At 52.1% G+C, this 22,091-nt stretch carries 13 protein-coding genes; all 13 read left to right on the top strand.

Features of this window, described 5'->3' with window-relative positions:
- The first annotated feature begins 116 nt into the window (after positions 1-116).
- The 13 genes from ACYVAM_RS07230 (at position 117) to ACYVAM_RS07290 (ending at position 22,017) form a co-directional block, all read left to right on the top strand.
- Positions 117-3,578 carry a TonB-dependent receptor gene (locus ACYVAM_RS07230; RefSeq protein ID WP_461065381.1) on the top strand — a complete coding sequence of 1,154 codons (3,462 nt, stop codon included), beginning with the start codon at positions 117-119 and terminating at the stop codon, positions 3,576-3,578.
- Between the two features lie 14 nt (positions 3,579-3,592).
- On the top strand, positions 3,593-5,407 hold the full coding sequence (locus tag ACYVAM_RS07235) for a RagB/SusD family nutrient uptake outer membrane protein (protein ID WP_461065383.1): 1,815 nt from the start codon (positions 3,593-3,595) through the stop codon (positions 5,405-5,407).
- Positions 5,408-5,512: 105 nt separating this feature from the next.
- A complete protein-coding gene (locus ACYVAM_RS07240) occupies positions 5,513-7,993 on the top strand; it encodes a glycoside hydrolase family 95 protein (RefSeq protein ID WP_461065385.1) in 2,481 nt (826 codons plus the stop codon).
- An 80-nt stretch (positions 7,994-8,073) separates the two neighbouring features.
- Entirely contained in the window at positions 8,074-9,756 is a 1,683-nt protein-coding gene (locus ACYVAM_RS07245) for a glycoside hydrolase family 43 protein (RefSeq protein ID WP_461065387.1), read from the top strand.
- Between the two features lie 173 nt (positions 9,757-9,929).
- Positions 9,930-12,149, top strand: coding sequence for a glycoside hydrolase family 127 protein (locus ACYVAM_RS07250; RefSeq protein WP_461065687.1), 2,220 nt, complete (start codon positions 9,930-9,932; stop codon positions 12,147-12,149).
- 30 nt (positions 12,150-12,179) lie between these two features.
- A complete protein-coding gene (locus ACYVAM_RS07255) occupies positions 12,180-12,698 on the top strand; it encodes a VOC family protein (RefSeq protein WP_461065689.1) in 519 nt (172 codons plus the stop codon).
- Positions 12,699-12,728: 30 nt separating this feature from the next.
- Positions 12,729-14,300, top strand: a complete 1,572-nt coding sequence (locus ACYVAM_RS07260; protein WP_461065389.1) for a glycoside hydrolase family 43 protein — start codon at positions 12,729-12,731, stop codon at positions 14,298-14,300.
- A gap of 44 nt (positions 14,301-14,344) precedes the next feature.
- Positions 14,345-15,199 carry a sialate O-acetylesterase gene (locus tag ACYVAM_RS07265; RefSeq protein WP_461065391.1) on the top strand — a complete coding sequence of 285 codons (855 nt, stop codon included), beginning with the start codon at positions 14,345-14,347 and terminating at the stop codon, positions 15,197-15,199.
- A 245-nt stretch (positions 15,200-15,444) separates the two neighbouring features.
- Positions 15,445-16,290: an alpha/beta hydrolase gene (locus ACYVAM_RS07270; RefSeq protein WP_461065393.1), complete on the top strand. Its 846-nt coding sequence runs from the start codon at positions 15,445-15,447 to the stop codon at positions 16,288-16,290.
- 8 nt (positions 16,291-16,298) lie between these two features.
- On the top strand, positions 16,299-18,386 hold the full coding sequence (locus ACYVAM_RS07275) for an alpha-L-fucosidase (protein ID WP_461065395.1): 2,088 nt from the start codon (positions 16,299-16,301) through the stop codon (positions 18,384-18,386).
- A gap of 136 nt (positions 18,387-18,522) precedes the next feature.
- Positions 18,523-19,686, top strand: coding sequence for an alpha/beta hydrolase (locus ACYVAM_RS07280; protein ID WP_461065397.1), 1,164 nt, complete (start codon positions 18,523-18,525; stop codon positions 19,684-19,686).
- 11 nt (positions 19,687-19,697) lie between these two features.
- Positions 19,698-20,777 (top strand): alpha/beta hydrolase, encoded by a 1,080-nt coding sequence (locus ACYVAM_RS07285; protein WP_461065399.1) that lies wholly within the window; start codon positions 19,698-19,700, stop codon positions 20,775-20,777.
- 121 nt (positions 20,778-20,898) lie between these two features.
- Positions 20,899-22,017, top strand: a complete 1,119-nt coding sequence (locus ACYVAM_RS07290; protein WP_461065401.1) for an alpha/beta hydrolase-fold protein — start codon at positions 20,899-20,901, stop codon at positions 22,015-22,017.
- The last annotated feature ends 74 nt before the right edge of the window (positions 22,018-22,091 follow it).

Raw genomic sequence — 22,091 nt, forward strand, 5'->3', positions numbered from 1 at the left:
CATTGTCTCTTTTTGGAGAGACGAGACATCATTTTTGTCATTTTTTCCTAAAACCAACAAAAACGCATAAATGTATGCAATACCCTTCCATCAATCGCAATGTTTGGATCAGGATTATGAGAATTTCAAGCCTGCAACTCTTACTTGCCCTAACGTTAACCAATATCGGCTTTGCCCTCGATAGCAAGGCGCAGGAACTGCTGAGTCGACGAGTCAGTATCTCCGCTCAGAATGAGGATGTTGAAGTGACGATCAGCCGAATTGAAAAACAAGCGAACGTTCAGTTTTTATTCAGCCGGGAAATCATTCAATCGCAGCGGAAGGTGAATTACCGGGCTAAGAATGAACCGCTCTCGAAGGTGCTGAGTCATATCCTGACGCCACTTAACTTGAGCTATGAGGTTGTCGGCCAGCAAATTGTCATTAAAAGAGAACCATCTCCATCGCAACCGCTTCAGGACAAAACAGCTGACGATAGTAAAGTTGACCAACCGCAGGATGTGCAGATTTCGGGCCGGGTTACGGACGAAAAAGGCGAAGGGCTGCCCGGGGTGAACATCCAGATAAAATCCACTATGCGGGGGACAACAACCGATGAGCGGGGTAATTACAAACTCGTGGTTCAGGATGCAGGAGCCGTGTTGGTGTTCTCGCTCGTTGGGTTTACGCCACAGGAGGTTGCAGTTGGCTCGAGAGCTACCCTCAACATTACGATGGTCGCGGATGACAAGACGCTTGATGAGGTAGTGGTAGTAGGGTACGGAACGCAACGCAAACGGGACGTAACCGGCTCGGTGGTTTCCGTCAATGAAGCGACGTTAAAGGAGGTGCCAGCGCCCAACCTGGTGAACCAGTTGAAAGGCCGGGCTGCCGGGGTGTCAATCATCAGTAATGGGTCGACACCGGGTTCTCAGGGGCAGATCCGGATTAGAGGAAACCGAACCCTGACCACGAGCTCTGGCTCAAGTGATGGCCTCGATGGCCCCTTGGTAGTTGTCGATGGAATACCCTATGGAGGTCTCAATGATATAAACCCGGATGATATTGTCAATCTTGAAATTCTGAAAGATGCTTCCGCCACGGCCATCTACGGATCGCGAGGATCGGGGGGCGTTATTCTGATAACCACCAAACGGGGTAAAATTGGCAAGCCCGTTTTCAGCTATGACGGCTATCATGGGATAACTACGATCATGGGCAAATTCAACGTCATGAACGGACCGGAATATGCCCAGTTTAAAGACGATGCAGCTAAATACAACCGTACCAGCCCGGGTACGACGGCCTATCCGTTAACCCAGAAAGAAAAAGATGCCCTGGCGGCCGGGGTCTCTACCGACTGGCAGGATTTATTGTATAAGCCTGGATTCATGACCAACCATCAGTTGGGCATGACCGGTGGGAGTGAAAATACCCAGTATTCGCTGGGCCTGGGTTATTTCAATGAGACGGGTATTATTCCCAGTCAGGATTTTACCCGGGTCAACATCCGGGCAACAATCGACCAGCGGGTCGGGAAACACGTTAAGGTAGGCGTAAATACGCTGAATACACTCACGTACCAAAATACACCGGGTGGGGGTGGTATTCCCGGCGGGCTGGTGCGGCTGACTCCTCTGGCTTCTCCGTATAATGCAGACGGTACGGTAAACCTGTTTCCGGCGGAAGGCTCCATCGATGCGGCTACGATCAGTCCACTGACGATCCTTACCAAAAAGGATTCGTATTTAGGCCGTACCCGCTCGTTGCGCACCTTCAATAGTTTATATGCTGAGGTGAATATCCTGCCGGGCCTGCGCTACCGGTTCAACGCCGGGTTGAATTACAGCCAGTCGAGTTACAATGGCTATGGTGGCCCACTCACCTATTTTAACAATGCCACGGTGCAGTCGTCGTCCAGTGCCGAGATCAGTAATACGGAGTATTGGGATGTGAATCTCCAGCACTTGTTGTACTACGATAAAACCGTTGGAAAGCATAAACTAGGTTTTACCGCGCTTTATGAATACACGAAAAACCACTCGCTGGGCAGCCGCTTTACGGTAACGGGCGTTCCGGCCGATTACATTAAAACATCCAATTTTTCGCTGGCTTCCGGAACACCCGTTGCTCCTACGGACTTTGGCAACTCGTTTTCGGAAACAGGTCTGCTGTCCTACATGGGGCGGGTTAATTACAGCTACAATGACCGCTATCTGCTAACGCTGACCCTACGGCGGGATGGCTCCTCTACCTTGTCGCCCGGTAACCAGTACTTTAATTACCCCGCTATTGGAGCGGGCTGGAACATCATGGAGGAAAGTTTTATGAAAGGCTCTCCGGTTGTTTCGAACCTGAAAGTACGAGGCAGTTGGGGTTTATCCGGCAATAGAAACGTAGGAGCATATGCCACACTGGGAGCCTTATCGGCGGGGTATTACAACTTCGGTACGGGTACGGCCGGGCAGCAGCTGGCCTATACCGTTACCAGTTTGCCCGCCACAGGGCTGGGCTGGCAATCCACCGCTCAGGTAGATATCGGAATTGACTTCGGCTTCCTGAATAACCGGATATCGGGTTCGGTCGATTATTATCACCAGAAGACGAAGGATATTCTGCTGTCGGTGCCCCTGCCGCCCAGCAACGGTGCCGGATCTACCTTGAAAAACCTGGGCAGAACGGAAGGGAAAGGCCTGGAAACCGCGCTGACGTTTGAGATTTTCAGGAATCCGAAAGGATTTAACTGGAGCGCCGATCTTACGTATTTCTTCAATCGGGAACAGATTACCCAGCTCACCACACCCGCCGAACAATCCAATATAGGCGCAGGCTGGTTTGTTGGCCAACCGCTTTCGGTCATTTATGACTACAAAAAGATCGGTATCTGGCAGACATCGGATAAGGAGAACGGGACGCTGGCTAAGCAAACCTCACCAACACAGTTTCCGGGTCAGATCCGGGTGGAAGATCTCAATGGAGATGGAAAAATCGATCCCGCTGACCGGCAGATTCTCGGCAATTTCCAACCCAAGTGGGAAGGTGGGCTGACCAACCGGTTTCGGTTTAAAAACTTCGATCTGTCCATTGTCACCTTTGCCCGCATGGGTATGAAAGTGATCGTACCGTATCTAACCGGTAATTCGACGGGTTCGGGCGGTTTTGCTTTCTTCAACCAGGGCCGGGTCAACCAGGTAAAAGTTGATTACTGGACCGAAACGAACCCAACCAATGCCTTCCCGGCGCCCGATGCGGGTAGTGCCGTCGCCAATTATGGCTCGACCCTGGGCTATTACGATGGATCGTTCATCAAAGTCAGGAGCATCAACCTGGGTTATACCTTTTCCAACGAGTTAATCAAAAAAATCGGTTTGAACTCTGCCCGGGTTTATTTCAACGCGACCAATCCGTTCATCCTGTATTCGCCACTGGTTCGCGACCACCTTGCCGTCGATCCGGAAGGGAATGGGTACGCCAGTGGTCAGTCGACGCTGAATCCACAGGGGGCCTCGGAACGTGGAACGCCGGAGCGTCAGATCGCCGTAAACCTGAACAACCCGCCCGTACGTCAATTCACGCTTGGGGTAAATCTTAAATTCTAACCGCTGATAGAATCATGAAATCATTAAAAGTCTGGACCCTAGTTGGCCTTACAGCGTTAGCCAGCACTGGCTGCGAAAAAATATTACAGGAGAATCCACAGTCACAGATCGTCCCCTCTTACTTCAATAGTCCATCTGGCGTATTGGGCGGTATTGCGGGTGTATACAACGATATCCGGGGGCAATGGGGCACCGAAGGCTTCACCGTCGAAATGCAGGCGGGCACCGATGAATTTTTACAGGGTGCCAGTAGCGGAGGAGTACCGCCCTATACCTATAACAACCTGAACGGTAGCAACTTCGGGGCTGCCTGGGGCACGGCTTTTCAGGACATCAACACGCTGAATGGCGTACTCAAATACGGACAAACGATTGATCTGCCGGAGGCTACCCGAAAACAATATCTGGCCCAGGCCAAGTTTCTTCGTGGGTTCTGGTATTTTTATCTGGTGCAGACCTGGGGCGATGTGCCGCTGAGTACCGAGTTTATTACGGTGCCCTCACAGGCCGCATCACGCCAACCCGTAGCGCAGGTTTATGAGCTGATCATTAAGGATTTAACCGAAGCCGCTGCTGATTTACCCAACCAGCCAACCGCTCCATTTTTAGGAAAAGCTGCCACCAAACCCGTGGCTCAGTTACTGCTGGCTAAGGCCTATCTGACCCGGGGCTGGCTCAACAACACAGCCGCTGATTTTACACAGGCCGCTAGCCTGTGTGCCGACATCATTGCCAATAAGTCAACGTATGGCCTCGATTTATGGCAGGATTATGGCGATGCGTTTGTTCCCGCCAACGACTACGGCAAAGAAACCATGTTTGTCAGCGATCACGTGCTCGATGCAAAATACGGTTATTATAGAGTAGGCGCTGCGGAAGGTGGTGGATTTGCCAATAACCTGTCTCCGTGGTTTACGAACTGGAATTACCCCAACAATAGCGGTATCAACTCCTATAAAAGTGCTGCGGGTACTTATGTCAACAATGGTACCTCCCTGATGATCCGGGATTCGCAATACGGTCGTCCCTATACACGCATGCGCCCAAACAGCTACAAATGGCCATCGGGGGCCAATGCCGGTAAGAATTACTTTCTGGATCAGGCTTTCACGAACCGGACTGTCGATTCCCGCTTTATAAATTCATTCTACACGGTTTATATCGCCAACACGGCTGTGACCAATACGCCTACGGCTGCCAACAACAAACGCGGCATTGGCTATACAACAGTGGTGGGGGCAGACACCGCCGTTTGGTTGCCTGACTTTGAAGTAGAAGGTGCCCCACAGTTTATCGGGACAAGACCCTTTAAAGGGCTTGTTGTCCCGCCCAGCTTGTGGGATAATGGAATTTTTCCGGCCCTTAAGAAATTCATGGATCCCAGCCGGGGAGCTAACTTCAATGACCCATCCACCAGGCCCTGTGTGCTATACCGTTTTTCGGATGTGTACCTGACAGGTGCCGAAGCTTACCTGAAAGCCGGTGATCCGACAAAAGCGGCTACGCTGCTCAATGTGGTTCGGCAGCGGTCGGCTTACCGCAAAACGAACACGGCTGCCCAGAACGCAGCCGCTGCAACGGCCATGACTATTTCGGCGGCCGACGTAACCGTAGACTTCATTCTGGATGAGCGAACCCGCGAATTATTTGGAGAATGGCAACGCTGGCATGACCTGGTTCGTACCCGTTCGCTGGTTCGTCGCGTGAAAGCCTGGAATCCGGAAGCGGCTCCTTACATACAGGATTTTCATATGCTGAGACCCATTCCACAAACGCAGATCGACCGGGTTGTCGATGGTCCGAAGTTTCCTCAGAATCCGGGTTATTAAACGTCAGTATTCTGAATTGACAGTAAACGTACGGGGAGGAAAGCTTTTCTCCCCGTACGTTTACTGTCAATAATGTAGGCGTTTTTTCAACTAGTCAGGTACCCTATGAGACCATACCTTTTCCTTATTCTTATAAGCTTATCGACGGCTGGCTTTTCGCAAAAAAAGCCAGCCTTAAAACTTTGGTATACCACCCCCGCCGGTAAAACCTGGGAAAATGCCTTGCCGGTTGGAAACGGACGGCTGGGGGCTATGGTGTATGGCAATGTGGAGACGGAAACGATCCAGCTGAATGAGCACACCCTCTGGTCGGGGAGTCCGAACCGGAATGATAACCCGGCGGCACTGGCGTCGTTGCCCGAAATCCGGAAGTTGATCTTCGACAATAAGCAGAAGGAAGCCGAGGCACTGGCCAACAAAACCATCATCACCAAAAAGTCGAACGGGCAAATGTTTCAGCCCATGGGCAGTTTTCACCTGACCTTCAACGGACACGATAAGTACACCCAGTATTACCGGGAACTAGACATCGAGCGGGCCGTTGCCAAAACAACTTATACCGTTGATGGTGTAACCTACACCCGTGAAGTCCTGACGTCGTTTCCCGATCGGGTCTTGGTGATGCACCTGACCGCCAGCAAACCGGGCCAGCTGTCGTTTTCCGCTTTCTATTCCACCCAGCACACGAATCCAGTCATTAAAACATCTACGCCCAATGAACTGACCATTGCCGGTACCACCTCGGACCAGGACGGCGTTAAAGGCATGGTGAAATTTAAAGGCATAGCCCGCATCAAAACCGAGGGCGGTCGTATCACGGCCAACGACACCGCGCTGATGGTGAAAGGGGCCAATGCCGCGACGATCTACATCTCGATTGCTACCAATTTTACTAACTACAAAGACATCAGCGGAGATGAAAACGCACGGGCGGCCATGTACCTCAACAAGGCCTATCCGAAATCATACGCTACGCTACTGGCCCCGCACGTTGCCGCTTATCAGAAATACTTCAACCGGGTTACATTCGACTTAGGGTCGAGCGGGTCGCGTTCGACCGCGACAGAAGCGGCTAGCCTGCCCACCGACGAACGGCTAAAGAATTTCCGTACGGCCAACGACCCGCAGATGGTCACGCTGTACTATCAATATGGTCGCTATCTGCTGATCTCATCGTCGCAGCCCAACGGGCAGGCGGCCAATCTGCAGGGGATCTGGAACAACAAAATGCGGCCACCCTGGGACAGCAAGTATACCATCAACATCAACGCCCAGATGAATTACTGGCCCGCCGAAAAAGCCAATCTGGCCGAGCTGCATGAGCCATTTTTGCAGATGGTGAAGGATATGTCGGAGACGGGGCAGGAAACGGCGCGGGTCATGTACGGTGCACGCGGCTGGATGGCCCACCACAACACCGATATCTGGCGGGCAACGGGTGCCATCGACGGCGCTTTCTGGGGTATGTGGATTGCGGGTGGCGGCTGGACCAGTCAACACCTTTGGGAGCATTATCTGTACAGTGGCGACAAAGCCTATCTGGCAACCGTCTACCCAATTCTGAAAGGGGCCGCTACGTTCTACGTCGATTTTTTAGTGGAGCATCCGAAATACCACTGGCTGGTGGTGAATCCCGGCAGTTCGCCGGAAAACGCGCCGAAAGCCCATGGCGGCTCGTCGCTGGATGCGGGTACGACGATGGACAACCAGATTGCGTTTGACGTGTTCAGCAGCACGATCCGGGCCGCACAGATCCTGAAGAAAGATGCCGCCTTTGTCGATACGCTCAGGCAAATGCGCAGCAAATTGCCCCCTATGCATGTGGGCCAATACGGTCAGTTGCAGGAATGGCTGGACGATGTCGATGACCCCAATGACCATCACCGGCACGTATCGCATTTGTACGGTCTGTTCCCGGCGGTTCAGATTTCGCCCTACCGCACACCCGACTTATTCAATGCCGCCCGCACATCGCTCATCCATCGGGGCGATGTCTCGACGGGCTGGAGTATGGGCTGGAAAGTCAACTGGTGGGCCCGGTTGCAGGATGGTAATCACGCCTACACGCTCATTCAAAACCAGTTGTCGCCCCTGGGCACCAATCCGGAAGGTGGTGGTACGTACAACAATTTGTTCGACGCACACCCTCCGTTTCAGATCGACGGGAATTTCGGTTGTACGTCGGGCATCACGGAAATGCTGATGCAAAGCGCCGATGGAGCCATTCACCTATTACCCGCCCTCCCCGATGTCTGGCCAACCGGTCGCATTAGCGGCTTGCGGGCCATCGGTGGGTTTGACGTGGTCAGTATCGACTGGAAAAATGGGAAGCTGGCCAAGGTCGTGATAAAATCCAATCTGGGCGGGAACCTGCGTGTGCGGACACCGACGGCGCTGGTTATGAGTGCTGGTGCCGGATTGAAAACGGCATCGGGTCCGAACCCAAACCCCTTTTACCAGATCGAACCGACAGCGACGCCTATTATCGCCGAAAAAGCAACCAGGACAGCGCCCGTTCTGAAGGAAACGTTGCTTTATGATCTGCCGACGCAAGCTGGCAAGGTGTACTCGCTGGTGGCACAGTAATATTTTCTGTCATCCCGACGAAAGAGGGATGACAAAACAGGATGATAAAAGCTAAATAAGTGAAAATAAGACAAATACGCATGAAGAATCGCCTTTCCTGGGCTCTTTTGGCAATAATCAGCCTGATTCTAATCCAGAAGAGTTTCGCGCAGACTACGCTGGTCAACCCGATTATGACCGGCTTTTACCCTGATCCGAGCATCGTTCGCGTCGGAGCCGACTACTATCTTGTCAACTCGACGTTCTCGTACTTTCCCGGTATTCCGGTCCTGCACAGCAACGATTTGAAGAACTGGAAACAGATCGGCAACGTCATCGACCGGCCGTCGCAGATGGATTTCATGGGCGAGCGCCTGACCCGCGGCCTTTTTGCGCCAGCCATTCACTACTACAAAGGCACGTTCTACGTCACCTGTACCGACATCGACCACGACGGTAATTTCATCGCAACGGCTAAAAATCCGGCGGGTCCGTGGAGCGATCCGGTCAAAATTCCACAGGTAAAGGGCATCGATCCGTCATTGTATTTCGATGAAGCGACGGACAAGGCATATATCATCTACAACAGCGACGCGCCCGACCGGAAGCCCCTGTATTCGGGCCATCGGACGATTCGTATCTATGAGCTTGATTACAAGAATCTGAAAGTAATCGGCGACGAAAAACAACTGGTGAACGGGGGCGTCGACCTGTCCAAAAAGCCCGTCTGGATCGAGGCTCCGCACATCATGAAAGTGAAGGACTGGTACTACCTGTATGCCGCCGAAGGCGGTACATCCGTTAACCACACCGAAGTAGTTTTTCGATCTAAATCTGTATGGGGACCCTTCGTTCCGTACGAAAACAACCCAATTCTGACCCAGCGGGGATTGCCCGCCGACCGCAAAGACCCGATTACGTCGGCCGGTCACGCGCAATTTATCGAAGGGCCCGACGGCAACTGGTATGCCATTTTTCTGGCCGTACGGCCATATGAAGGTGACTACTACAATACGGGCCGCGAGACCTTCATTGCACCCGTCACCTGGAAAGATGAGTGGCCAATTGTGGATCCTGCCAACAAGGTCATTCAATATGCCTACGCGGGTAACTGGAAGGAAATGAAGCAGAAAGACGCCCTGCCGCAATCGGGCAATTTTGCCTACACGCTCCGCTTCGACAAGGCGCTCGATCCGTCGTTTCTGTTCATGCGCACCATCGATAAAAACTCGTTTTCGCTGTCGAAAAAAGCCGGATTGACCCTGAAACTGAAACCGGAAACGGTCATGGATCTCGGTAATCCCTCGTTTATCGGAAAACGGCAACAGCACTTGTACAGCACAGCTGAAACCGAACTGAGTTTCGCGCCAAAATCGGAAAAAGAAAAGGCGGGGCTGGTGATTTTTCAGGATGAACGCCACTTCTATTACCTGTGTAAATCAACGGCGCAGGGAAAAGACGTATTGCAACTCTTCAAAAGCAACCCGAAAGACAAAGCGATGGAGTTGCTGACAGAGGTACCACTGACGCCAAAAACCGGTAAAGTAGGTCTGCGAATTGCGTCTATGGGTGATACCTACAGTTTTTCGTTTTCGGAAGATGCCAAAAACTGGAAATTGCTGAAAGACAGCGTCGATGCTAAATTCCTGAGTACCAAAGAAGCTGGTGGCTTTATCGGCTGCCTCTACGGCCTGTATGCTACCTCATCAGGTGAACCTAGTACCAATTCGGCGTCTTTTCACTATTTGACTTACAAGGGCGACGACCCTATGTATAAGAAATAAATAGAACCGTCAGGATTATGTATGATACGCTACTTGACGTGTGGTCAGTTTCTTAAAACTGACCACACAGCGACCCAGCACACTCGACGGTTAAAACACAACCTTATCCCTTGAAAACAAACGTAGTTTATATCGCATTTTTCGTTCTGCTAAGCCTCCCGTCGCTGGCGCAGATGCAGCCGTTTGCCTTGCAGGACGTGAAACTGACGGACGGACCGTTTAAGAATGCGCAGGATATTGATCTCAACTATATCCTGGCACTCAACCCCGATAAACTGCTGGCTCCGTACCTGATCGATGCTGGGCTGCCGGTAAAAGCACCGCGTTATGGCAACTGGGAAAGCTCGGGGCTGGACGGACATATTGGCGGCCATTACCTGTCGGCGTTAGCGATGATGTATGCCTCGACTGGGAATGCCGAAACCAAAAAACGGCTCGATTACATGGTCGGCCAACTGGCGCAATGCCAGGCCAAAAATGGTAATGGCTATGTGGGCGGCATTCCGCAGGGTAAAGTGTTCTGGGAACGGATTCATAAAGGGGATATCGATGGCAGCAGTTTCGGGCTGAACAATACCTGGGTGCCCTTATACAACATTCATAAGCTGTTTGCGGGCTTGCGCGACGCCTACGAGTATGCCGGAAACAAGCAGGCGAAACAGGTGTTGATCGGGCTGGGCGACTGGTTTGTCGAACTCATCAAACCACTCTCCGACGAGCAGATTCAGCAGGTGTTGCGCACCGAACATGGTGGCATCAACGAAACCTTCGCCGATCTGTACATCCTGACAAAGGACAAGAAATACCTCGAAACGGCGCAGCGGATTTCACATCGGGCTATTCTGGAGCCGTTGTTAGCAAAACAGGATAAGTTAACGGGTCTTCATGCTAATACGCAGATTCCGAAGGTGATTGGTTTCGAGAAAATAGCCACGCTGACGGGGAAAGCTGACTGGTCGGAAGCAGCTCAGTATTTCTGGCAGAATGTGTCGCAAACCCGCAGTGTGGCGTTTGGTGGCAACAGTGTGCGGGAGCACTTCAACCCCACGACCGATTTCAGTCAGGTGCTACGGTCGAATCAGGGGCCGGAGACGTGTAACTCGTTCAATATGCTGCGCCTGAGCAAAGCGTTGTTTCTGGATAAGAACGACGTAAGCTATCTGGACTTTTACGAACGGACCCTGTACAACCACATCCTGTCGAGCCAGCATCCCGAAAAAGGCGGATTTGTGTATTTCACGCCTATTCGGCCGAACCATTACCGGGTGTATTCGCAGCCCGAAACCAGCATGTGGTGTTGCGTGGGCTCGGGCCTCGAGAACCACACGAAATATGGCGAGTTAATTTACAGCCATTCCGCCGATGAGCTGTTTGTCAACCTGTTTGTTCCCTCAACACTGAACTGGACCGCCAAAGCCGTCCAACTGACTCAGCGTACTGGTTTTCCCTACAAGAACCAGTCGGAGCTAGTTGTAAAGACTACAAAACCACAGGTATTTTCCGTAAACATCCGCTATCCAAAATGGGCTGAAAACCTGGAAATTCTGGTCAACGGCAACGCGCAACCCATTACCGGCAAGCCAGCTAGTTATGTCGCCATCCATCGCAAATGGAAGTCGGGCGATACGGTAATCGTCCGCTTCACCACCTCGACGCGGCTGGAGTACTTACCCGACGGCTCGAACTGGGCGGCTTTTGTCAACGGCCCCATTGTGCTGGCTGCTAAAACATCGACGGACGATCTGAAAGGGCTTTTCGCCGATGATAGCCGGATGGGCCACGAAACCAAAGGCAAGCTGTTCCCAATCGATGAAGCCTATGCGCTGGTTGGCGAACCGGCCACGTACCTGAATCGACTAAAACCGGCGGACAACTTACACTTCAGACTGGATTCGCTGACTCTACAGCCGTTTTACGAAGTACATGATGCCCGCTATCAGATGTATTTTCAGACCTTATCCAACGCGGCCTTCGATGAGCAGAAAGCCCGGTTGAAACAACAGGAAACCGAAGCGTTGGCCCTTGATGCCAACACGGTCGATAAGGTGAATTGTGGCGAACAGCAACCCGAAGTAGACCACGCGTTCAAAGGTGAAAAAACCGAATCGGGTTATGATGATGAGCGTTTCTGGCGACGTACTCGTTCGTACATCATTTACCAGTTGCAGAATAAAAATCGGGTGGGTAAATACATCGACATCCGCGCTTTAGAGAATATAATACCGGATACTGTCGATTTCCTGATCAACGAAAAGCCGGCCGAAATTCTTTCTAAAGGGGAAAAAACGATCCGACTGAAAGCAAATGACAACGACGTGATTACGTTGAAAATTATAGCTCAGTCTGGAAAAAACACACCTCGCTTTCACCAAATCAGACTTGTGACCCAGTAACGACTGTTTTTCAACATGAACAAACGAATGATGACTGCCTATAAATGTGTCATAATAACACTATTTGTCTTCTTGAGTAGTTTACGTGCCAGTGCACAATCCAATTTCACCAGTAAAACGATTGGCATCGGTGTCGTGGTCGCCGACCTCGACCGCTCACTTGATTTTTACGTAAATGGCATCGGCATGGTTAAGACGGGCAACTTTACCATCAATGAAGACTTTGGCAAACGCTCCGGACTGACCAATGGTGTAGCAACGAACGTAGCCATTCTGAAACTCGAAAACAGCCCCGAAGCCACCGACTGGAAGCTGATGAGCTTTGGCAAAAAAGCATCCCATCCGAAGCCAACCTACATTCAGGACGATACAGGCATGCAGTACATCACCATCAACGTAAAGGCGTTGCAACCCATCATCGACCGGCTGACGAAACTGAACGTGCCGTTTCTGGGCAGCACCCCAACGCCCCTGAATGCAAAAGCACACTTTGTTTTTGTACAGGATCCCGATGGGAATTTTATTGAGCTGATCGGACCACTCCAGTAGTCACAAAAAACGGCCCTACTGTTTACCTCCATGAAAAACAAGCTATTTCGATACGGCCTGCTGGGGAGTCTGCTGTTCTGGTATGTCGCGGCTGTTGCTCAAACCGCTCAGAACCCGGTCATTTTTGCCGACGTGCCGGATATGGCCATGATTCGGGTGGGCGGCACCTATTACATGAGCAGCACCACCATGCACCTGAGTCCGGGGCTACCCATCATGAAATCGAACGATCTGATTAACTGGCACTTGGTTGGCTATGCCTACGATACGCTGGCGAACGTGGATGCCCTGAATCTGACCAACGGTAAAAGCACCTACGGCCGTGGGTCATGGGCCAGCAGCCTGCGCTACCATAACGGCACCTACTACGCGACCACCTTTGCCCAGACCACCGGCAAGACATATATCTTTACCACGAAGAACATCGAGAAAGGGCCCTGGAAAGAAATCTCGTTCAAACCGTCTTACCATGACCACAGCCTGTTTTTCGATGATGACGGCCGGGTGTATCTGATTTACGGCGCAGGAAAACTCCGGCTGGTCGAATTGACGGCCGATGCGTCGGGGGTGAAGCCGGGCACTACCGAACAGGTGCTGATCGAGAACGCCAGCGCGCCATCCGGTACGGGCGGTGGTCTCCCGGCCGAAGGGTCGCAATTGGTCAAGGTAAAGGGGAAGTATTATCTCTTCAACATCACCTGGCCGAAAGGCGGTATGCGAACGGTGGTCATTCACCGGGCGGATAAACTAACCGGTCCCTGGGAAGGTAAAATTGGCTTACAGGATTTAGGCGTGGCACAGGGCGGTCTGATCGATACGCCCGACGGCCGGTGGTTCGCCTATCTGTTCCGCGATTTTGGCGGAGTAGGCCGGATTCCTTATCTGGTGCCGGTCAGTTGGGAAGATGGCTGGCCCGTGCTCGGCGTTAAGGGCAAGGTGCCCGGAACGCTCAATCTTCCGGCCAGCAAAGGCCTGATTCCCGGCATCGTGAACACCGACGAATTTACCCGCAAAAAAGGCGATCCTGCCCTGCCGCTGGTGTGGCAATGGAATCACAATCCCGACAACAGTCTCTGGTCGGTGACGGAGCGGAAAGGCTTTCTGCGTCTGAAAACCGGACGTACCGATACGTCGTTCGTAATGGCCCGAAACACCCTGACCCAGCGCACCATCGGTCCCGAGTGTTCGGGCTCGACGGCACTGGACGTAGCGAACCTGAAAGACGGTGACTTTGCGGGGCTAAGTCTTTTGCAAAAGAATTACGGACTGGTCGGTGTAAAAATGGAGAACGGAGCCCGGTCCCTTGTCATGGTTAGTGCCGGTTCAGGAAAACCGGTTGAGATACAGCGCGTTCCGTTGAACCAGAAAACGGTCTACCTGAAAGCTGCCTGTGATTTTCGGGATCGTACCGACACCGCTCATTTCTTCTACAGCCTCGACGGAAAAGCATGGACACCCATCGGCGAACCACTAAAAATGCCGTACACAATCCCGCATTTTATGGGCTACCGGTTCGGGCTGTTCAATTATGCTACCCAAAATGTGGGCGGTTCTGCCGATTTTGACTATTTCCGTATTGATAAGTCGCTGAAAAACAGATAGAAATACAGCGTAAGTACTGGGAGAATCCTAAACCAACCGAAATCATGAAAACAACGTCTATTCGCTTTCTGACAATTGGCCTTGTGTTACTGAGTCTAAACGCATTTTCTCAGGACAAAAACTTTTACATTTTCCTCTGTTTCGGACAGTCCAACATGGAGGGGAATGCCAAAATTGAGCCGCAGGATACGGTTAATGTGAACAGCCGCTTTCAGCTGATGGAGGCTGTAGACTGTCCGGATCTCAATCGAAAAAAAGGAAACTGGTACACCGCCGTTCCGCCTTTATGCCGCTGTAAAACCGGTCTTACGCCTGCCGATTATTTTGGCCGGGAACTGGTGGCTAACCTTCCCGAAAAGGTCCGGGTAGGCGTCATCAACGTAGCCGTGGGTGGTTGTAAAATCGAGCTGTTCGATAAAGACCATTATGAGTCGTATACCACCAATGTGCCCGGCTGGATGAAAAATTTTATTAGCCAATACGATGGCAATCCATATGGGCGACTCGTCGAGATGGCGAAACTGGCGCAGAAAGACGGGGTCATCAAGGGCATTCTGCTGCATCAGGGCGAGTCGAATACCAACGATACGCTGTGGACCAAAAAGGTTAAAGTGGTTTACGATAACCTGATGCACGACCTGGATCTGAAACCTAAAAAAGTGCCGTTGCTGGCGGGCGAAACGGTCAATGCCGATCAGGGTGGCGTGTGTGCGAGCATGAACAAGATCATTGCCACGCTTCCCCAAACGATCAGAAACGCGCACGTGATTTCCTCGGCGGGCTGTACCGACGCAGCTGACAACCTGCACTTCAATGCGGCTGGTTATCGGGAATTAGGCAAACGGTATGCGACTCAGATGCTGTCGCTGCTCGGCTATAAACCGACCGCAACGGAGTAAAGCGATTCCAGAGAAAGATATTTAGTTAACCCTTTTTATATCTAGGCCCTTACCCCCGGCCCCCTGAAGGGGGTGCAATTCAATGCCAGCATGCACCCCTTAAGGGGGCTGGGGACAAGGGCCAAAGCTCCGACAAGATGAAGCGTTTTAGCTTGTTAATATCATCCGATAGTGCCCGGCGTAAAGCCGGAAGAACAAAAGCCGGGGCATGGTTAATCAGCCTGTTATGGCTTGCTCCATACGTCATGCAAGCGCAGGAAATCATACCCTTGTACTCGGCTTCGGTTCCCAATTCAAAAACGTCGGATGTACAGGAGTCGGGGGTAGAATCGGGTGTGTTGAAGGGGATAACCAAACCCACCTTAGCCTATTTCAAACCTGCACCCGACAAGGCGTCCGGCGCGGCAGTCATTATTATTCCCGGTGGCGGCTACGGCGTGGTCGTGTACCAGGGTGAAGGTATTGCTATCGCCAAAGCAATGGCCGAAAAAGGAGTCGCTGCGTTTGCGTTGAAATACCGCCTGCCCAGCGATGCGATCATGCCCGACAAAAGAATCGGACCGTTGCAGGACGCTCAGCAAGCCATTAAACTGGTTCGCGAAAATGCCCAAAAATGGGGTATCGACGTCAATAAGGTGGGTATCATGGGTTTCTCGGCGGGTGGTCATCTGGCCTCGACAGCGGCCACGCACTTCGAGAAAGCGTATGTCGATAATGCGGGCAATACTAACCTTCGGCCCGATTTTCAGATTCTGATTTATCCGGTCATCAGCATGCAGGACAGCCTGACACACGGCGGTTCGAAAGATAACCTGTTGGGCAAAAATCCGGCGCGGCAGGACGTTGACCTCTTCTCGAATGAACTACAGGTACGGGCCAACACGCCCCCAACGTACCTGACCCACGCAGCTGATGATAAACTAGTCGATGTAGACAACAGCATCATATTTTTCGAGAAGCTCCGGCATCAGAACGTGCCCGTTGAAATGCACATCTATCCCAAAGGCGACCACGGCTTTATTTTCCGACACCCCGGCTGGATGGAACCCTTATTTGCCTGGATGAAACTGAACAACTGGCTCATTAATTAAGCCCGACTATGCCTATCTCCTTATTTGTCCGACTGTCGCTTTGTTTGCTGACGGGGCTTGCCGGATTTGCACAATCAGCGCCACCTAAACCCGTTGGACCCCTGCCCAGCGAAAACCAGTTGCGCTGGCAAAAGATGGAATACTATGCGTTCATCCATTTTTCGATCAACACGTATACCGATATGGCCTGGGGGCTGGGCAATGAGGACCCGAAGCTGTTTAATCCCGCAAATCTGGACTGTCGGCAGTGGGCGCGTATTTGTAAAGAGGCCGGGATGAAAGGCATCATTTTTACCGCTAAACACCATAGTGGGTTTTGCCTCTGGCCTTCCAAATACACCGACTACTCTGTGAAAAATATCCCCTGGTGCAACGGAAAAGCCGATATCGTGCGGGAAATGGCCGATGCCTGCAAAGAATATGGCCTGAAATTCGGTGTATACCTCTCACCCTGGGACCGCAACCATGCTGACTACGGCAAGCCTGAATACATCACCTATTTTCGCAACCAGTTACAGGAGCTGTTGACCAACTACGGTGACATTTTTGAAGTCTGGTTCGACGGAGCAAACGGCGGGTCGGGGTACTATGGCGGGGCAAACGAAACGCGTAAAATTGATTCAAAAACGTATTACGACTGGCCGGATACCTACAAACTCGTGCGCAAACTCCAGCCCAAAATCGTCATCTGGAATGACGGGGGCGACCGGGCCGATCTGCGCTGGGTAGGTACCGAAGCCGGGTATGTGGGTGAAACCAACTGGAGTTTGTTAAATGCGACCGGCGATGTATCGGAGAAAATGCTGCGCTACGGCGTCGAAAATGGCAATGCCTGGGTACCCGGCGAAGTAAACACCTCCATTCGGCCCGAGTGGTTTTACCATGAACGAGAAGACCGCAAGGTGAAAACACTGCCCCAACTGATGGATACGTATTACAATTCCATCGGTCGAAACGCGACACTGCTGCTCAATTTTCCGATCATGCCTAATGGCCTGATTAACGAGTTAGACGAAAAAGCGGTGCAAGCCTTCGCCAAAGCCCGAAAAGAGGCCTTTGCCGTGAATCTGGCCGAAAATGCGAAAGCAACGGCCTCGCAGGTACGCGGGAACCGTTCGGCTTACGACGCGGGCAAAGCCATTGATACCGATCAGGAAAGCTACTGGGGAACCGATGATAACATCAGGCAGGCATCTCTGACGCTACAGTTTACGAAACCCACGGCGTTCAATCGGTTTCTGGTGCAGGAGCCGATCCGTTTGGGGCAACGGGTTAAGGCATTTACCGTCGAAGCACTGGTCGGTGGTAACTGGAAAGAGATTGCTAAAGAGACAACCATTGGCTATAAACGCATTCTCCGGTTTCCGACCGTCGAAGCTACGCAACTGCGCCTGACGATTCTGGATGCCAAAGGCAGCCCGTTGATTTCAAATCTGGCCGTTTATAAAGCCCCGCTGATTCTAACACCACCCATTGTCACCCGCGATCAGGCTGGGGCTATTCACATCAAACCCGGTGATACTGAATCGGAAGTGTACTATACCCTCGACGGAAGTTCACCAACCGCAACCTCGTCCCGATACTCAGCTCCCGTGCAAACCAGCAACGGTAAAGTTGACGTAAAGGCCATGGCCTACAATCCGTTCACGAAGCAAAGTAGCGTGGTCAGTGAAGATAAGTTTGATATCGCCCGCAGCACCTGGAAAATCGTGAGTACGGATGCAAACTCGGCTTATCAGGCATTGGATGGAAACCCCAATACGTCCTGGCATCAGAACAAAACCCAGCAGATGCCCGCCGATCTGGTAATCGATCTGGGCAGGGAAGAAAAGCTGGTCGGGTTCCGGTATTTACCTGCCCAGAACTGGTGGGAAGAAGCCAGTATCATTACCCAGTATCAATTTGAGGTGTCGGCTGATCATGTGACCTGGAAACGGGTGAGCGAGGGAGAATTTTCAAACATTAAAAACAGCCCGGTCTGGCAAACCAAATCGTTCGAGCCGGTGCGCGCCCGATACATCAAACTGCGTGCTCTGAAAAATACACAGGAGGGTTCAGCATCGGGCTATGCGGAAGTAGATGTCATGACACAATGAATGCATTTTATCCCCAACCCCCTGAAGAGGGCTTACGTTGAGAATAGTTAAGCAAAACCCCCTTGGGGCTGGGGATAAAATACCAAACGCAGGAAAACTCGCTTTACGTAGTATTGAATCTAAACCTTAATCGATTATGAACAAACAACTAATCGGTCGATTGTGGCTCGTCTGGACCATAATTTGCCTGTACGGCGGGGCAATGGCCCAGCCGCCACGCGGCCCGCTGGTCGTGTCGCCCCAGGTGAATGCAGACAAGTCGGTCACGTTTCGCTACCTGGCGCCTTCGGCTAAATCGCTGGAAATGAGCGCCCAGTTTGAAAAAGCACCCGTTGCCATGACCAAAGATGCGCAGGGTATCTGGAGCGTTACCGTCGGCCCTGTCAAACCGGATATTTACCCGTACAGTTTTCGGGTGGATGGTGTCACGGTGATGGACCCGGCCAACGTCGCGTTCTTTCCCAATGAACGGTTCAAAGCCAGCCTGGTCGACATTCCCGGTGATACGCTCCTGATCCATGCCATGCGCGACGTCCCGCACGGTTCGATCAACTATGAATATTACCCGTCGATGGAAGGGACAACAGGCTCTCTGGTCGTGTATACGCCACCCGGTTACGACCAGTTGCCAGCCAAAAAATACCCCGTTTATTACCTCATCAGCGGCACGACCGATACCGAAGAGACCTTTTTTAAAGTTGGCAAAACCAACCTGATTCTGGACAATCTGCTGGCAAAAGGGAAAGTGAAGCCAATGATTATTGTCATGCCCTATGGCAACATCGCGGCTCGCGTAGCTGAACAAAAAGGCGGGGTAAAGCCCGCCGACCCAACCGTTCGGGATGGGGCCGACGCGGTGAAACGGGCCAACGATTTCGCGACCGATCTGGTCAGTAATGTCATTCCGTATGTCGAGAAGAATTACCGGGCCATTGCCAATCGGGAGAACCGGGCCATTGGTGGATTTTCGCGTGGGGGCGGGCAAACGTTGCGGACGGCATTCAGCAACATGGACAAGTTTGCGTATGTCTGCGCCTACAGCTCCTACCTGTCGCCCCAGGAGATGGATGGTAATTTCAGCCAGATCGTGGCTAAACCCGATCAAACCAACAAGCAGCTAAAACTGCTGTGGGTGAGTGTGGGCAGCGATGATTTTCTGTACAAAGGCACGGTGGAATTTATGGATTACCTCAAGGCGAAAAAGGTGAATTATAAAAGCCTGATTACCGACGGGGGCCATACCTGGATGAACGTGAAAACATACGTTGCCGCTACCACGCCACTGCTCTTCCAACCATAAAACTCACGCCCATGAAACGCATTCTATCGATTCTTCTGACTGTTCTTGTTTCGGGTGTTTCGGTTCTAGCCCAGCAACGCCCACCCGCTATCAGCTCGCCCGATGTTCACCCGGATCACAGCATTACGTTCCGGTATTTCTCCCGAAACGCGAAAAAGGTGACGGTTTCCGGCGAGTTTCTCAAAGCACCGGTCGCCATGACCAAAGACACGTCGGGCATCTGGAGCGTGACGGTGCCGCCGGTGAAACCTGATATTTATCCCTATAGCTTTATGGTCGACAGCGTGTCACTGGCCGATCCGAGCAATACATACATTTTCGCCAACGAGCGGTTCAAACGCAGCATCGTCGACGTACCCGGCGATCAGCCGCTGGTGCATTCGCTCCAGAACGTACCCCACGGCAAGATCAGCTACCGCTACTACAAATCGGGTACATTGGGCACTACGCGGCAGTTGCTGGTCTATACACCACCGGGTTTCAACGCCAGTGGAAAAACAAAATACCCGGTGCTGTACCTCATTCACGGTGGCTCCGATACCGAAGAAACCTGGACCAAAGTGGGCCGCGCCAACCTGATTGCCGACAACCTGATTGCGCAGGGAAAAGCCAAACCCATGCTGATCGTGATGCCTTATGGCAACGTTCGCCCGGCGCCGATGGCTGATTTTACCAAGGATATGGTCAATGACATTGTGCCGTTCGTGGAGGCCAATTATCCGGTCATAAAAGAAAGCAAAGGTCGGGCGGTGGCTGGCTTTTCGGTGGGTGGCGGACAGACGCTCAACATTGGCCTGACCAACCCCGATAAGTTCGCTTATGTGTGCTCGTATGCACCCTACACCGCCACCGACGAGTTTAAAGCAAACTTTTCCAACTGGTCGCCAAATGCGGATCAGATGAATAAGCAGCTGAAATTATTCACTGTCAGCGTGGGTACGGACGATTTCCTGTACGAGCCGGTGAAGCAGAACATCACTATGTTCAACGAGAAGAAAATCAACGTCAAGCCGCTTATCGTGCCGGGTGGTCATACCTGGATGAACTGCAAACTGTATCTGGCGGATACGCTGCCGCAGCTTTTTAAATAAAACGATAAGGCCTCACCCCCAACCCCTAAAGGGGGCTTTTTCTACGCACGAGCAAAGCCCCTTCAGGGGGTTAGGGGTAAGGTAATCCTTTCAAATTTTCCTAACATAAACCATTAACCAAATGATTACTAAAAGTTTAGCTGCATTCGTGGTAGCCACGTTGATCAGCGTAAGCAGTTATTCGCAAACGGCATCGGGCATTGCGGAAGATTTCAAACCCTCCTCGCTGAATCAGCCGGGGCAGGAGTATCCGCAGGTAAACTCGCAGGGTTACGCCCGTTTTCGGATACTGGCCCCCAAAGCGGATAGTGTCCGGGTAAGCTTGGGTCTGGGTGGCCGGGGAGGCACGATCCTCACCAAAGGGGCCGACGGATTCTGGACCGGCACGACGGAAGGGCCGATGGACGAGGGTTTTCATTACTATAACGTAAAGATCGACGGTGGGAAATTTAACGATCCAGGTGCCCTGAATTACTACGGGTCTATCCGGTGGGAAAGCGGCATTGAAATTCCGGCCCACGATCAGGACTTCTACGCCCTGAAAGACGTCCCGCACGGCAACGTACAGCAGGTGTTGTTTCCCTCGAAAAGCACCGGTACACCCCGTCGGGCATTTGTGTACACGCCACCGGGTTACGAGAAATCGACGTCTAAAAAATACCCGGTGCTCTACCTGCAACACGGCTGGGGAGAAGACGAAACGGCCTGGAGCAATCAGGGACACGCCAATCTGATTATGGACAACCTGATCGCCGAAGGCAAAATCAAGCCGTTCATCATCGTGATGACCTACGGCATGACCAATGAAGTGAAATTTGGTAAAATAAGAGAGTTTAAGATTGACCCATTCCAGACGGTCCTGACCAACGAGTTGATTCCCTACGTGGACACCAATTTCCGCACGCTGGCCAACCGGGACAATCGGGCTATGGCGGGCCTCTCGATGGGTGGTATGGAAACCAAAATGATCACCCTCAATAAGCCGGACGTTTTTGGGTACTACGGCCTGCTCAGCGGTGGCGTTTATGCGCCGGAAGACCTCACCGGCAAAGCCAAACCGAAGCTTGTGTTCATTAGTTGCGGCAGCAAAGAACGGCCAGATGGGGTGAATAAGTCGGCCACCGACCTGAAAGCCGCCGGGTATAATGCGGTTTCGTACGTGTCGGACAAGACGGGGCATGAATTCCAGACCTGGCGTCGCAGTCTGCACGAGATGGCCCCATTGCTGTTTACCAAATAGCCTGGACAATCAACCCTATGAGGTCTTCAAGACCTTATAGGGTTCCCTAAAACAGACTCACCTCAAGTACGATA

The organism is Spirosoma horti, from assembly GCF_054776595.1.